Source organism: Thermincola sp. GK-1, assembly GCF_059412445.1.
In genome coordinates, this window is the sequence record NZ_JBSQAT010000011.1 from 1 (window position 1) to 12,556 (window position 12,556).

Consider the following 12,556-nt stretch of genomic DNA (forward strand, 5'->3'; position numbering starts at 1 on the left):
CTGGTTATGACCGTATTATACGAACAACGCTGGAAACGGCTGCGCTGTGCTCCGACCCAACTTGCCCCGTCCTCGGCCGTCACGGTTTTTGCAATTACCTGGCAAAAATCGCGCCACCTGCTACCGACAAAAACAACCGACCGCCCCGTCAGCTTAACCTTTAAAACAACCGGAGTAGGACGGGGCTGAAAACGAACTTTTCCGTAGAAGGCAGGTGTCACGCTTTATGTGACACGTAAAAAACAACGTTTGCAAAAATCGCGCCAGCCGGGAGCCGGAAAAGTTCGTTTAGCCAATATGCGTTAGGCGAAATCGGTTTATTATGAATGAAAAAAGAAAATAAGGGGGTAAGTATGGTAGAAAGGATTTTAAGTTATTATCATCTTAACGTCAGCCCGTATGGCTTAGTATTTTCTCGTTTTAAAGTTCGATACTATTTATATAATGCATCTCTTTACGTTGTTTTTCTTGCATCTATATTCTTTGCTATTGGATTAATAGTTAAGAGCTTCCTGATTTATGGGATTTTTGCGGTAATTTTATCACTTACATATTCTACTTTAATGTTTTTTTTAATTAGATCTGCAGCCAGGAAAGTATTACTATCTACGTTCCAAATTGAATCTAAGGGTCTTTATTGGCATAATTTAGAATTCAGAGAAAAGCAAATTAATATATTACTAGATTACTTAAAAGAAATGCAGTTGACTGACAAAATTCCATTATTAATAGATATTTTTAACAAGGAGCTAGAGAGAATAAAGTTGCCCCCGATTATTGCTCCAGGCATTTTGTTACCCGTTCTTGTTCCTTTATGGGTTCAAGTTCTAGGAGTAATTTATAAGGGAATATCTGATCTTAAGATTGCTGTTTCTTTATTATTTATTTTGGCTGGAATTTCTTTTGGAATGATATATTTATTTGGCATGATTAGACTAATGTTTAAGGAAATCATAGAAGGAACTATATCAACTGAGGACCAAAAAATTAGATCCTTAATAAGTCTTCTAGAAGATTTAATGTTAAGGCAATGAGAAGATGAAAACAATAGTTTGGGCCAAACCGACTTCGCCTAACAACGCTGGAAACGGCTGCGCTTCGCTCAAACCCAATTTGCCCCGTCTTCGGCTGTTACGGTTTTTGCGGCAGGGGGTAGGGGGTTGGGGCGGCAAAAACCGCGCCAGCCGGAGAGTCGGAAGGCAAAGTTCGTTTCCAGCCAATGCGTTAGGTGAAATAACCCCTTATCTGGGGTGAAAAACAGTGGATTGCACCACTGTTAATAGAATTTTATTTCGAGTTCTTTTCCTAAAGCATGAGCGATCTTGATAAGGAATTCTACGCTAGGGTTATATTCTCCACTTTCTAACCTGGAAATAGCAGACTGCTTTGTTCCGACTTTGTCAGCTAAATCTTTTTGACTCAAACCTTGCTCTAATCTCAACCTTATAATTTCTCTTTTTATGTTGTATAAGACTTGGAGTTTTTCATACTCAGATTTTACTTCCGGGTCCTGGAGAAGATGTTTCTTAATGTCGTCGTGTTTCAAACTAATCACTTCCTTTCCAAATATTTAACCCTTCATTTATCAGCAATCTTCAAATCCTTAGACGGTGTTTTTCCTGTAGTTTTTCTAATTCCGTGAAGCAATACGAATCTTCCACCGGTGTAGCAAAAATAAAAGATTCGAAAGTTGTTTGAGCTATGTTTTATCCGGAGTTCCCATAAATCTTCGTAACCCTGTATTTTCTTAATGTGAGGTAGCCCGAGAGACAAGCCAAATTCCTCAAGAAGGTCAATTTCTCTCAATATTTTAGCCTGTTCTTTTGGAGACTGATTTTTGATGAAATCAAAAACAGGACATATACCATTTTCTGTATAATACTCTATTACGAACAACATTATCACCTCGAATCTGGAACAATTATATCACATATATGTTATATATTCAAGTAAACAAAAAGACTATTCAGGCCAACGGGGTTACATCGCCTAACAACGCTGGAAACGGCTCCGCTATCGCTCCAACCCAACTTTCCCCGTCCTCGGCTGTCACGGTTTTTGCAATTACCTGGCAAAAATCGCGCCACCAAACAGGTAAGCCAGGGCTACGACAACGACCCATCACGCCGCTCATTTGGTACCACTGGACAGGCGGCACACTGGGAAAAGGCCGCCGCGTGCCTGGCCGATGGGCCGTTCCTACTTAACAAAGTGATAAAGCCGACACAAATGAGCGGCTTCGCAGAATGGCCGACTAACGGCGTTCTAAACGACAGTTTTGGTGTCACGATTTTTGCGGATCAGGTGCAAAAACCGCGCCAGCGTTGCGGGCGGAAAAGTTCGTTTAGCCAATATGCGTTAGTGCGCCAAGCAAAGCTTGGTTCTTCTAGCAGGGTGAAAGTCCCTGTCGGGTAAGGCCTAACCAGCCACCCGTATCGAGTGTTGCGCCGAAACTGGTAACAGTTAGGTGAAGCGTACACAGAGAACCATATAGGCCATAGGGAGAACCGTAGCTTTCGAAGCATATACAGCCCCGTCAATGGCGGAAAATGCAGGCGGCGACGTGTTTAACGCCACGGAAGCCAACACAAAGGAATCGTTAGAGGTGAGATTCCGGAGGGTCTGCCGGGGTCCAAGCACATGGCATGTATGGAGAGAAGTACCAGGAACTTGGGAGGCCCTGTCGGTTCCAACCAACTCGGTTTCTACCAAAATGCCGTAAGAATCTTATATAAATGGCTAAATCGAAGGAGCCAAAGGAGCTTCAACTGGATGGAATTTCGGGGAACCCTGGACAGATACAAAATATTGCGGCCTCGAATAATGGAGAGTCGTTACTACCAGTTAGAACTTGAATTTGATTTTGTCTGATTACGGAATTGAGTATTGCTGAAGAGCCCGGTGCGGTAGATCCGTACGCCGGGATCTGTGCGGGGGTTGTCGGGTAACCGGCAGTCCTACCGTGACGGCGAAATTTATTTTCTAATTGGGGGTCTCTAAATGAAACTAAATGAAACGTCTTTATCTTGGGCAATAAAACATCTTTTTAAGGAAAGTGACACCGACTTATTTCCAAAACCATTCGAACTGACAATAATTAACGAAATGCATGATTATGTGTTGGACAAGATCAAGGATGTAGACTTGGGTAGTTATAATTGGAATGCCTCAAGAAGGTTTGTTATACCAAAAGGCGAATTATCTTATCGTATTGCTACTCAACTGGACCCCATTGATAGTATCATATTTGCCGCTATTATTCATCAATTTGGTTTTTTAATAGAGAACAATCGCCGTCCAATAGCCGAACATCGCGTTTATAGTTACCGTTTTTCTCCTAATCCAGACGGTACTCTTTATAGCAACCAGAATGCGTGGAATGAATTTTGGGAAACGTGTCTGAAAAAGGTGGAAGACTACAATTGTGTTGCTTACTTAGATATTTCTGACTTCTACAACCAGATATATCACCACGCTGTTGAAAACCGTTTAATTGCGTCAGCTCTCCCCAATCAAGTTACTAAGTCTATTATTAAACTGCTGGAATCAGTTACTCAGACTGTTTCCAGAGGATTGCCAATAGGTCCACACCCTTCGCACTTACTTGCGGAAATGACATTGATACCAATTGATGATAGTTTAATTTTGAAAGGTTATGAATTTTCTAGATACGCGGATGACATTATCATTTACTGTAAAGATGAACAACAAGCAAGAATTGCAGTCTATGAAATGGCGGGGATATTAGATAAGCAACAGAGATTAGTCTTACAGAAACAGAAAACGAGAATAATTCCTAAGGAAGAATTTCAAAAGCTTTGCCAGCAAAACCTTATAGAAAACCCTATCAATAAGTTGGAAGAACAGCTTATTGACATTTTAAAAAGGTATTCCGGTGGTAACCCATACATAAAAGTTAATATTAGTGATCTTACCCCGGATGAACTGGAGTTTTTCTCAAAACCTATACTTGAAAACATCATAAGTGAATATTTGGATAAAAGTGAACCAGATTATTCAAGGATTAGATGGTTCTATAGGAGACTTGCTCAGGTTGGAACGCCTCATGCCGTTGAATTTTCAATTAGAAACATGGAGAGGTTAATTCCTGCAATAAGTGACGTCTGTCAATATCTAATCTCAACAACATCTAATTTTACAAGAGATTGGAGAGACATTGGAGAAGAAATATTGAGATTATTAGATCATGACCTAATTAAATCCAACGAATTTTTTCGGATTTCATTACTTAGTTTGTTTTCTAACAACAGCCAACTTAACCATTTTGACAAACTATTGAATGTTTTTAGATTAGGGTCAGAAAGTATGAAACGTAAGATAATTTTTGCGGGTTTTACTGCTAGAGCTGAGGCTTGGATTCGGGAACTAAAGGAGGATTATCCACGCTATGATGTATGGAATAAAAGGGCCTTGCTAATTGCATCTAGCATTTTACCTGCTGATGAGAAGGAACACTACTTAGGAAATATTAGAAGCGGGTTAGGCAGTAATAACATTATGGAGCAAGTAATAATTAAATGGGCAAAAGCCAGAAAATAAACTTCACCTAACATAAAGCCGTGTTTCCGCAGCTGAGCATGCAAAAACACCAGCAAAGCACTGGCCCTGCCGGTCTTTAACCGTTGTGTTAGAATAATCTTTGATAAATGCTTCCTCAAATTAGATAGTCGCATTAGGAGCTGAGGGAGTATCGACTAGTGCCATAGAGGATAACCATAACCTCGCCACAGAGCGTGATACCCTCGCTCCACAAATGCGAATAGGTACGTTGGCAAAATACCGTATTAACGCCAGGTTGCATCACTGTGGACTAGTAACGCGGGGATATAGGCCCTAATGTGATTTACTAGTTGGAAGCCATAACTGTTCCCTGCAAGTTGCTGTTAAATATTTCCATATATTTAATAGAATAGGCACTTTATTGCCTTTTTTAAGAATAAGCTATTGACTATAGTACGCTCTGTGGTAATTTTTTAACAGACTGTACCGAGTAAACAGTTAATCAGTGAGTTTCATCATAAGAAAGGGTAGTAACCTTGGTATAATCTTTGTTTGCAATTTCCTTAGGGCTTGCTTCTTCCTCAAGGAAATCTCTCATACCAGGTGCCACGGTGGGCTTTACTCCGGTATATTCGTCCCGTACTCCGGAGTACCTGTCGTGGACACCCTCGTACATGTCATGCACGCCTTTATACTTTGCCGAGCCCTTTTTTCCAGGCATATCAACCACCTCCGTTCCAATAGCCCATGGCCGGTAAACAAGCGGCAGTAACCGGATTTGTTCATGGTCATTATTGAAACCTACATTTATTTTACCCCTATACATTTATTTTACCCCTGTAAAGGAAAAACGTTGTTTCATTAATACATTTCATTATTTTTAATTTTTTTGATAACGCCGTTTTTGTACAGGGCTACTACGGAATAAACGTCTTTGCGCAAACAAAAGTCTATATCAACCTTTAATCCCATGCCAATCAGGTTTTGGCCGCTGGGACTTTTATAAACCCGGTCATGGAGATTTATAGCGTTTATTTTATACAAATAATAGGCATCCATCGATATCTTGGAAAAGGAATAGCCAAAATAATTTTGCCTGAGGTACTCCGCAAAAGCGCCGGCACATAAGCTGTCTTCTTCGGCCGGGCCGTTTTTTCTTCCGGCGCATACCAATACAATGTCCTTCTTTAATCGGCCTGCATAATCAAGACAGGCGCTCCTATTAAGCAGGGAGCCGATCAATACATAATCGGCTCCGGAACATTTTAAGATAGTTTTGGTACCGTTAGTGGTACAATGAGCAATTACTTTGTTTTTAACTTTGGCCGGCGTAAACTCAAGGGGGGAGTTACCCAGTCGAAAGCCCTTAATTTTAATGCCCTCTTTTTCACCCGCAAGAATTATGCTCCTGTCTGTGAAAGCCAACTGCTCCGCATCGGTAGGTGTTTCTACCGGTATAACATAAGCAGCCCCGTTCTCCAGCGCAGATATAATTGTACTGGTAGCTCTCAGAATATCTATGACTACCGCCGTTTTTCCCTTCAGGTCCTCGCTGTCAATCAGTCCATGGTGAGGGATCAAATCAACACGCACTGCAAAAACTCCCCGGCAGATAATGTGTTTTTTAGAGTATCTCCTCTCATACCTACCCTTAAAGCCTCCAGCGCCAGAATTTCATTAATGGCCACATTGCCTAGGTTTACATTCGGCCCGAACAACGTGATAAACTCCTGCTGCTGTTTCTTTAAAGGCGCTTCCCACATTATTTTTTCCATTTTGTAGGTGTTTAATAGAAGTTCTGCAAAATCATCTTTTCTGATATTCCCCCTGGCATCGTACATGCCGATACCTTTGCCCGATTCCCGGCCTTCGATTATGACCAAATCAGCTTCTGAATCCAACTCTTTTTTAACCTGGCGAATAAATTTATTCAAGTCTGGCATGTCGTGGAGATCTTTTTTACCCACCTCGGTGATAACTTTAAATCCCATATCTTTAGCCATAGCGATAAAATTCCGCTTGACTTCGTATCCCATATCCACTGTACCGTCGCTGATTTCTATGGCGGAAAAACCAAGATGCCAGGCATATTTCAGGTAATCTTTCACTTTGTTCTGCAGCCAGGCTACTTCAAAAAAGGTCCCGCCAGGGTAAATATCAGCTCCGCAGGAGCGGACAAGAGATATCTTTTTCACCAGGACATCCTCATCGTACAAAGCGGACGTGCCAAAACCCAATTTCAAGTAATCAATATAATCCCCGGCAACATTTAATAACTCCTCGGTAGAAACCAGTCCCAATCCTTTGTCGATAACCATGGTCAGACCTTTTATACGGGGCTTGTTTGTACGGCCAGGTATAGGAAAATCAACTACTTCACTCCACGCTTTCTTTTTTTCAGGCCCATCCAATCTTGTTACCTCCCCTTTTTAATAATGAATTCCGGGCGTTATTACCCATAAAAAATATCATATAAAGCAGGTCTTCATAGATTAGTTTATTCCCACCGGTTTTCATGGGTTACTAATAAACATCCTGTCCAGCCAACATTTCCATGCAAGAGGACAAAACGACTGGGTGTCAAATTGCCCGGCAAACGCATATAAAGGAAGAGGGGAAACAAAAGGATTAAATTAAGGAGTGACTGATGAAATGTCAAAATTGATTCCGTCCCATGGTGGAAGAGTGGTTAACAGAATGGCAAAAGGGGCTTATAGTCCAAGTCATCTGATCACCCTGTCCGTAGATGAAGATACCGCCAGGGAACTAATTCTGGGCAAAAAAGCATTGTTAAAGGATGAAGAGGAAAGTCCACTGGGCCTGATAGAAGTGGAAGATATCTATACATAACGGCAGTGCCGTTTAACAGGGTGGTGTAAAATTTTGAAGGTTGAAATTGAAGGTATTTCCAAATCCTTTAAACAGAATGTCAATTTCCGCATTTCCGCGATCAAGAGCATTGACCTGCAAATTTCCGAAGGTGAATTCTTATGTATACTGGGCCCTTCAGGATGTGGTAAATCAACACTGCTAAACATTATAGCCGGCCTAGAATTTCCCGATACAGGCCAGGTGAAGGTAGACGGCAAAGTTGTCCGTGAAGCCGGCCCCGACAGGGGAGTGGTATTCCAGGATGCAGCGCTGTTCCCCTGGCTAACGGTCCAGGAAAATGTGGAATTCAGCCTAAAAATAATGGGTATGGAAAAGCAAAAGAGAAAGGAAATTGCTGACAAGTATATACAGATGGTACACCTGACACCTTTTGCTCATTGCTACCCGCATGAACTGTCGGGTGGCATGAAGCAGAGAGTAGCCCTGGCCCGGACTTTGGCCATGGACCCCACCATACTGTTAATGGACGAACCTTTTTCAGCCCTGGATGCTCAAACGAGAACGATGTTACACAAGGAACTGCAGGAGATATGGCAAAAAACAGGCAAGGCTATTATATTTATAACTCATAACGTAGAAGAATCGTTGATACTGGCAGACCGGATAATTTTGATGACAGCCAGGCCGGGGCAAATAAAAAGGCAATTTGTGGTTAATCACTCCAGGCCAAGGGACCTGACAAATCCAAAATTAATAATGCTGCAAAGGAAAATAAAATTTTTTTTGCAAGAAGAGATTGAAAAAGTCGCAAAGGAGCAGTCGGCCTATGAACGCACGCATACGCAGGTTTCTGTTTTATCTACTGCTCATAATAATATGGGAACTGGTTTATAAAGCAGGAATCTGGTCCCCAATATTGTTTCCGTCACCCTTTACCGTAGGTAAAACCCTTTATAACGGGTTTGTGGACAATTCCTTTGTTCTGGCTATAACTTGCAGTTTGCAAAGGCTGTTGATCAGTTATGCCATAGCCGTTGTGATAGGTGTAGCTGTCGGTATTTTAATGGGCAAGTATAAAGTTATAGACGAAACTGTCGGTTCCTTAATCGTCGGATTGCAGTCCATTCCCAGTGTTGTATGGCTGCCGTTGGCCCTGTTATGGTTTGGTATGAATGAGAAGGCCATCATTTTCATTACCAGTCTCGGTGGAACATGGACAATGATTGTCAACACGGACACCGGCGTAAAAAGCGTACCACCCATCATCCTGCGGGCCGCAAGAACAATGGGTGCAAAAGGTACCAAGCTTTTCTGGCATGTGGTTATACCGGCCGCAGTACCGTCGATTATCACCGGCATGAGACTGGCCTGGGCGTTTGCTTGGCGGGCCCTTATGGCCGGAGAACTCCTGTCCAGCGGTACTGGGCTTGGCCAAATTCTTATGATGGGACGAAATCTCAGTGACATGAGCCAGATTGTCGCTGTGATGATAATTATAGGTATGATTGGTTGCCTGGTTGATAACTTGATGTTTAAAAAAGTTGAACTAAATATCAGAAGAAGATGGGGTTTACTCATAGTGTAACAGGAGGGGAAAACCATTAAAAATAAGTTTTATGTATTGCTGGTTTTTGTTACCTTGATTGCACTTTGTTTAACAGGCTGCGGAAAAACCGCCGGCCACAAACAAGTTGTCCGGGTAGGTTATTTTCCAAATATTACACACGGTCCTGCACTGATAGGGTTTGCGGAAAAAAGATTTGCTAAAGAACTGGGGTCTTCCGTTGAACTACAGGAAAAGATCTTTATAGCGGGGCCGGCTTTAATGGAAGCGCTGATAGCAGGGGAGGTTGACATAGGGTACATAGGACCCATACCGGCTATCAACGGTTATGTCCAAGGCGCAGATATTTCTATTATTTCGGGAGCTAATAACGGTGGCGCAGTTTTAGTAGCCGGGGAAAACAGCGGGATAAAAAAAGTAGCCGATTTAGCAGGTAAAAAAGTGGCTGTTCCCCAATTTGCCAATACTCAGGATATTTCCCTGCGACATATTCTGAAAGAGCATAATTTAAAAGATGTCTCCAAAGGAGGAACTGTAGAAATTCTTCAGGTTGCTCCCGCTGATATGCAACTGTTGTTTAGCCGCAACCAGATAGATGCTGCCCTTGTTCCGGAACCGTGGGGAACTCAGTTGGTCAAAGATGCCAAGGCCCGTATTATTCTGGAATGGAACGAGGTATGGAATAACGGCAATTATCCTACCACGGTTATTATTGCCCGCAACGAATTTATCATGAATAAGCCTGAAATAATCAAAAAATGGCTTGAGGTACACCGTGAAATTGTAAAATATGCGGCTACGGAGCCCGAAAAAGCCCGTAACTCCATGTCAAGACAGCTTAAAAAACTCACCGGAAAAGAACTTAAAGCGGAAACTTTAAAAAGCGCTGTAGAAAGATGTAAATTCACAGCAGAAATTGACCCGGCCACAATCAGGGAGTTTGCCACACTTTCCTACGAAGCAGGTTACTTAAAGTTCAAACCAAATCTGACCGGGTTACTGTCTTACCCAAAAGAAAAATAGACCAATTTACCAGGCAACCAGCAAGGGTAAAAATGAAGGAATCATTTTTACCCTTTTGTTTTGTTTTCACGCCTCGGTAGCGTTTTTCGCGCCGGGGTCAATCCAGCCATGTTTGCCTGTATAGATTTTAGATTTTTTGTATCTGTTTCTTTCTTTTCTTTGCCGGGCAAAAAGACAATTGTCAGTACTGCCGCTATGAACGCTGTAACAGCCGGCGCCCAAAACATAAACAAGGTGCTGATATCCATCATCCAGCCAAATAGAGGAGGTCCTATGGCCACTCCGATAAACCGTACGCCACCATAAAGAGAAGTAACCATGCCCCGTTCATCTATAGTACAGGCGCTGGTGATTAGGGTATTCAAACACGGTAAAACCAAGCCGACGCCTATGCCGGCAACGGCAATTCCTCCTACAAAAAGATAGATGTTTTTCAAATAAGGCAATATGCCCAGCGAAGCGCCCAAAATCAATATCCCTGCAGCCGTTAAAATTTTCATCAATTTAACTTTTTTCTGAATAAAGCTGCCGGTAATCAGGGAAGTGGAACTCATGGCCAGAACAGGAATCGCCAGTATGAACCCCTTTTTTACGGCAAATATTTTATGAGTGTTTTCCAGGAAATCAGAAAGGTAAAACAAAATGCCAAACAGTACCAAAAGGGCCAATGAACCCGCAAAAAAAGATGTTAATAAAAGGCCTGCTTTATTGGAAAAAATGTTTTTTAAAGAGCTTATATAATTGGCTACATTTTCCTGCCTTTTGGCTACCTTTGGTTCTTTCACGGTCAACCATACAGCAGCAGCAACCAGAACAGTCAGGATAGGGAATACCCAAAAGGTAGCATACCAAGCTATCAGCCCGATTAAAGATCCCAATATAGGACTGACGACTTTTCCCAGCCCATTGGCTGCCTCAATGGAACCCAGGGCTTTACCTCTTTGTTGGTTGGTAAAAATATCCCCGGCCAGAGCCATTGCAACAGGCGCAGTTCCTGCCGCCCCAATACCCTGAATTACCCGGCCGGCAAGAAGAGCAGTAAAGGGGTTTTTCATCAAAACGGCAGCCAGCCCGGCAATTACCCCGCCGATACCGTAAATCAGCAAGGATGGGATAATTACAGTCTTTCTTCCTAACCGGTCAGATAAGAACCCGGCGAGGGGAATGATAATACCTGCCGGGATGGAAAACAACGTTATAATTAAACTCACTTTAAACTGGCTTATTTGGAGAACACTTTTTATTTTGGGAAGTACCGGAATTAACATGGAATTGCCCAAAACCATAACAAAGGGCACGCCGCCCAATGCAAGAATCGTAGCTATTTTGTTACCCTTCAAAGATCATCATTCCTTTCCTGGGATAGCATTAAAATTTTCCCCGAAAGAAATAGGGTTAATACAAAAATCCTAAAATATGTTTTCTTCTAAAATCAGGATTTATCGCATAAATACAACTAGTAAGCTGCATTCAAAATATGTTGGGAAGGACGGTTATATATTTTGTTTTTGGTAAAAGACAAAATTGTTTTTGGTATGGCCATGATGAGATGCTTATCCAGCTTAATAGAACTTATAGCTGCTCTACTTATGTTAAAATTTGACTCAGTAGGAAAAGCTTTAAAAATTAATGCGGCTTTGGCCTTTGTAGGGCCGACAATAATGCTAACCGTAACTACCCTTGGGTTGATAGGCTTAAGCGGCAAGCTGCCTTTACACAGATTCATTCTCATTTTTTGCGGTGTCATCCTGATTTTTGCAGGTATAGGTAAAGCCAGATAGCACAAAATATTTTACAAGAAACCTTAGCAGGGGAGGAGGCAAAAGTGGTTGATAATATTGATTTGCCCGAAGTTTCTTATGACCGGCAGCAACTCAGCAAGATATCCGGCATTATCATAAACGAAGACATTTTTCAGGATTCCTTTATGGAAGCGGAAGTAGGAAATTCGGTCAAACCGGCAAATTTCCAGTACAATTATCTGGGCGCTTCGCTAGAAAAAACTGATAATCAAAGTCCGGAAATAACAAAACCTGTGCTTCCTTAGCACAGGTTTTACCTTGCTTCTTATTTATACAAGCTCGATACTGCACACCCGGGCCAACGGTATCAATATAGTAGTGGCATTTTTCTTAATTGGATGGGGAAAACCGGGAACAAGCGTCACAATGGTAATGGTTCCGGTGAGTTCAATGAAATCGTCTCCAACAATGGTTAATACGCCACCGATGGCCCTTTTGCAGCAGCCATTGCATTCAAACTCCACATGAAGGTTTTTACCTATAAAACGCTTGAGGCGCAGCTTCAGATCTTTTAAAAAAAAGCTTTGTTTTTGTGCTGATATACTGTTGGTCACATGAATTCCTCCAATCAAAAGGTTTTTTTGTTAGTAAAATATGTAATCATCTTGCCAGTTGTTACACAGAGAAGCTTTATTGCTTAGTTAGAGTTGACATACCTGGTAACATCTGATATCATAATCATTAGTTGAAGGGGAGTAACCGGCTTCTGCTCCACAGTGTCAACAACCGACGGAAAAGCCGTCTGGCCCTGTGGTTTGGTATTATGCCAAAAGGTGAGACCTTTAACACGTTACAGTTTATGGCTGTACGTGTT

General features: G+C 42.0%; 17 protein-coding genes. 10 read left to right on the top strand and 7 right to left on the bottom strand.

The window, feature by feature from the left end; genetic code table 11:
* Positions 1 to 189, top strand: a 189-nt coding sequence (locus ACSNJE_RS10920) for a hypothetical protein (RefSeq protein ID WP_495252661.1), incomplete at its 5' end; no start/stop codon positions are given.
* 164 nt (positions 190 to 353) lie between these two features.
* Positions 354 to 1,034 (top strand): hypothetical protein, encoded by a 681-nt coding sequence (locus ACSNJE_RS10925; RefSeq protein ID WP_495252662.1) that lies wholly within the window; start codon positions 354 to 356, stop codon positions 1,032 to 1,034.
* 242 nt (positions 1,035 to 1,276) lie between these two features.
* Here the strand turns inward: ACSNJE_RS10925 and ACSNJE_RS10930 are convergent, their stop codons facing one another.
* Positions 1,277 to 1,546, bottom strand: a complete 270-nt coding sequence (locus ACSNJE_RS10930) for a helix-turn-helix transcriptional regulator (protein WP_495252663.1) — start codon at positions 1,544 to 1,546, stop codon at positions 1,277 to 1,279.
* 32 nt (positions 1,547 to 1,578) lie between these two features.
* Positions 1,579 to 1,899, bottom strand: coding sequence for a type II toxin-antitoxin system RelE/ParE family toxin (locus ACSNJE_RS10935; protein ID WP_495252664.1), 321 nt, complete (start codon positions 1,897 to 1,899; stop codon positions 1,579 to 1,581).
* A gap of 159 nt (positions 1,900 to 2,058) precedes the next feature.
* Here ACSNJE_RS10935 and ACSNJE_RS10940 point away from each other — a divergent pair, with 159 nt between their 5' ends.
* On the top strand, positions 2,059 to 2,415 hold the full coding sequence (locus tag ACSNJE_RS10940) for a hypothetical protein (protein ID WP_495252665.1): 357 nt from the start codon (positions 2,059 to 2,061) through the stop codon (positions 2,413 to 2,415).
* Between the two features lie 585 nt (positions 2,416 to 3,000).
* Entirely contained in the window at positions 3,001 to 4,560 is a 1,560-nt protein-coding gene (locus tag ACSNJE_RS10945) for an RNA-directed DNA polymerase (RefSeq protein WP_495252666.1), read from the top strand.
* Between the two features lie 463 nt (positions 4,561 to 5,023).
* Here the strand turns inward: ACSNJE_RS10945 and ACSNJE_RS10950 are convergent, their stop codons facing one another.
* The 3 genes from ACSNJE_RS10950 to comA are packed head-to-tail and all read right to left on the bottom strand — an operon-like array spanning position 5,024 to position 6,932.
* On the bottom strand, positions 5,024 to 5,347 hold the full coding sequence (locus ACSNJE_RS10950; RefSeq protein WP_474773068.1) for a hypothetical protein: 324 nt from the start codon (positions 5,345 to 5,347) through the stop codon (positions 5,024 to 5,026).
* A 35-nt stretch (positions 5,348 to 5,382) separates the two neighbouring features.
* The gene (locus tag ACSNJE_RS10955; RefSeq protein ID WP_052216718.1) at positions 5,383 to 6,114 is read right to left on the bottom strand and encodes a 2-phosphosulfolactate phosphatase; all 732 of its coding nucleotides are present in this window, start codon (positions 6,112 to 6,114) and stop codon (positions 5,383 to 5,385) included.
* Positions 6,099 to 6,932 (bottom strand): phosphosulfolactate synthase, encoded by an 834-nt coding sequence (gene comA / locus ACSNJE_RS10960; RefSeq protein ID WP_474773067.1) that lies wholly within the window; start codon positions 6,930 to 6,932, stop codon positions 6,099 to 6,101. The genes ACSNJE_RS10955 and comA overlap by 16 nt, the downstream gene beginning before the upstream one ends.
* 241 nt (positions 6,933 to 7,173) lie before the next feature.
* On the opposite strand from comA, the gene ACSNJE_RS10965 reads away from it, so the two are divergent.
* The 4 genes from ACSNJE_RS10965 to ACSNJE_RS10980 are packed head-to-tail and all read left to right on the top strand — an operon-like array spanning position 7,174 to position 9,940.
* A complete protein-coding gene (locus ACSNJE_RS10965) occupies positions 7,174 to 7,371 on the top strand; it encodes a hypothetical protein (RefSeq protein ID WP_495252667.1) in 198 nt (65 codons plus the stop codon).
* 33 nt (positions 7,372 to 7,404) lie between these two features.
* On the top strand, positions 7,405 to 8,247 hold the full coding sequence (locus ACSNJE_RS10970; RefSeq protein WP_495252668.1) for an ABC transporter ATP-binding protein: 843 nt from the start codon (positions 7,405 to 7,407) through the stop codon (positions 8,245 to 8,247).
* The gene (locus tag ACSNJE_RS10975) at positions 8,180 to 8,938 is read left to right on the top strand and encodes an ABC transporter permease (RefSeq protein WP_013120345.1); all 759 of its coding nucleotides are present in this window, start codon (positions 8,180 to 8,182) and stop codon (positions 8,936 to 8,938) included. The genes ACSNJE_RS10970 and ACSNJE_RS10975 overlap by 68 nt, the downstream gene beginning before the upstream one ends.
* Positions 8,939 to 8,992: 54 nt before the next feature.
* Positions 8,993 to 9,940 carry an aliphatic sulfonate ABC transporter substrate-binding protein gene (locus ACSNJE_RS10980; RefSeq protein ID WP_495252669.1) on the top strand — a complete coding sequence of 316 codons (948 nt, stop codon included), beginning with the start codon at positions 8,993 to 8,995 and terminating at the stop codon, positions 9,938 to 9,940.
* Positions 9,941 to 9,987: 47 nt separating this feature from the next.
* Here the strand turns inward: ACSNJE_RS10980 and ACSNJE_RS10985 are convergent, their stop codons facing one another.
* Positions 9,988 to 11,280 carry an MFS transporter gene (locus tag ACSNJE_RS10985; protein WP_474773066.1) on the bottom strand — a complete coding sequence of 431 codons (1,293 nt, stop codon included), beginning with the start codon at positions 11,278 to 11,280 and terminating at the stop codon, positions 9,988 to 9,990.
* A 162-nt stretch (positions 11,281 to 11,442) separates the two neighbouring features.
* Here ACSNJE_RS10985 and ACSNJE_RS10990 point away from each other — a divergent pair, with 162 nt between their 5' ends.
* Positions 11,443 to 11,721 (top strand): YqhV family protein, encoded by a 279-nt coding sequence (locus ACSNJE_RS10990; protein WP_474773065.1) that lies wholly within the window; start codon positions 11,443 to 11,445, stop codon positions 11,719 to 11,721.
* Positions 11,722 to 11,765: 44 nt separating this feature from the next.
* Positions 11,766 to 11,987 (top strand): hypothetical protein, encoded by a 222-nt coding sequence (locus ACSNJE_RS10995; protein ID WP_474773064.1) that lies wholly within the window; start codon positions 11,766 to 11,768, stop codon positions 11,985 to 11,987.
* 24 nt (positions 11,988 to 12,011) lie between these two features.
* Here the strand turns inward: ACSNJE_RS10995 and ACSNJE_RS11000 are convergent, their stop codons facing one another.
* Positions 12,012 to 12,296, bottom strand: a complete 285-nt coding sequence (locus ACSNJE_RS11000; RefSeq protein ID WP_474773063.1) for a hypothetical protein — start codon at positions 12,294 to 12,296, stop codon at positions 12,012 to 12,014.
* Positions 12,297 to 12,556 lie beyond the last annotated feature (260 nt).

Coding starts and splice junctions, on each gene's coding strand:
- ACSNJE_RS10925 (WP_495252662.1), top strand. CDS start 354: ATGGTAGAAAGGATTTTAAGTTATTATCATCTTAACGTCAGCCCGTAT.
- ACSNJE_RS10935 (WP_495252664.1), bottom strand. CDS start 1,899: ATGTTGTTCGTAATAGAGTATTATACAGAAAATGGTATATGTCCTGTT.
- ACSNJE_RS10945 (WP_495252666.1), top strand. CDS start 3,001: ATGAAACTAAATGAAACGTCTTTATCTTGGGCAATAAAACATCTTTTT.
- ACSNJE_RS10950 (WP_474773068.1), bottom strand. CDS start 5,347: ATGTATAGGGGTAAAATAAATGTAGGTTTCAATAATGACCATGAACAA.
- ACSNJE_RS10965 (WP_495252667.1), top strand. CDS start 7,174: ATGTCAAAATTGATTCCGTCCCATGGTGGAAGAGTGGTTAACAGAATG.
- ACSNJE_RS10975 (WP_013120345.1), top strand. CDS start 8,180: ATGAACGCACGCATACGCAGGTTTCTGTTTTATCTACTGCTCATAATA.